Source organism: Ruminococcoides bili (assembly GCF_040093295.1).
Lineage (GTDB): Bacteria > Bacillota > Clostridia > Oscillospirales > Acutalibacteraceae > Ruminococcoides > Ruminococcoides intestinale_A.
On the sequence record NZ_JBBNJY010000092.1, the window covers coordinates 1 to 1,149 of the forward strand.

Below are 1,149 nucleotides of genomic sequence, written 5' to 3' on the forward strand. Positions count from 1 at the left end.
GGTGAAAATCCAGTAGGCGAAAAGTTAAGACATCAGACTGTATCCAGAGTACCGCCGGACACGTGAAACCCGGTGGGAATACGGGGGGACCATCCTCCAAGCCTAAATACTACTCGGTGACCGATAGAGAAGAAGTACTGTGAAGGAAAGGTGAAAAGCACCCCGGAAGGGGAGTGAAAGAGAACCTGAAACCTTGTGTTTACAAGCACCGAAAGTTCATCAACGAACGATCGGGTACCTTTTGTAGAATGGTCCGGCGAGTGAATGTAACTGGCAAGGTTAAGCACTTAAGGTGTGAAGCCGTAGCGAGAGCGAGTCTGAAAAGGGCGCATGAAGTCAGTTGTATTCGACCCGAAACCGGGTGACCTACCCATGTCCAGGCTGAAGTGCAGGTAAAACTTCATGGAGGGCCGAACCGACTCCCGTTGAAATGGTAGCGGATGAGGTGTGGGTAGCGGAGAAATTCCAATCGAACCCGGAGATAGCTGGTTCTCTCCGAAATAGCTTTAGGGCTAGCCTTGGAATAGATTACTGGAGGTAAAGCACTGAATTGGCTAGGGGCCGAGAGGTTACTGAACCTTATCAAACTAAGAATGCCAGATAATCGTTTTCCAGGAGTCAGACAGTGGGAGATAAGTTTCATTGTCAAAAGGGAAACAGCCCAGACCTACAGCTAAGGTCCCAAAGTATAGTTAAGTGGAAAAGGATGTGGAATTGCATAGACAACCAGGATGTTGGCTTAGAAGCAGCCACTCATTAAAAGAGTGCGTAATAGCTCACTGGTCGAGTGATTCTGCGCCGAAAATTTAACGGGGCTAAACTATACACCGAAGCTTAGGATACCGCAAGGTATGGTAGGAGAGCGTTCTGTACGGAGTGAAGTCGTAGCGAAAGCGGCGGTGGACTGTACAGAAGTGAGAATGCCGGAATAAGTAGCGAGAATTAAGTGAGAATCTTAATGGCCGAAAGTCTAAGGTTTTTGGAGGAAGGTTCGTCCGCTCCAAGTAAGTCGGGAGCTAAGGTCAGGCCGAAAGGCGTAGCCGATGCACAAACGGTTGATATTCCGTTACCGTCTACAATTTAAACAAAGGGACACATACAAAGCGTTTAACCCGGGCGATGGTTGACCCGGGCGCAAGGGACTGAAAT

The 1,149-nt window shown here is 48.7% G+C and carries 1 rRNA gene; it reads left to right on the plus strand.

Annotated elements, in window-relative coordinates:
- Nucleotides 1-1,149: ribosomal RNA gene (locus tag AAAY30_RS11495) — 23S ribosomal RNA — on the plus strand; the annotation flags it as partial.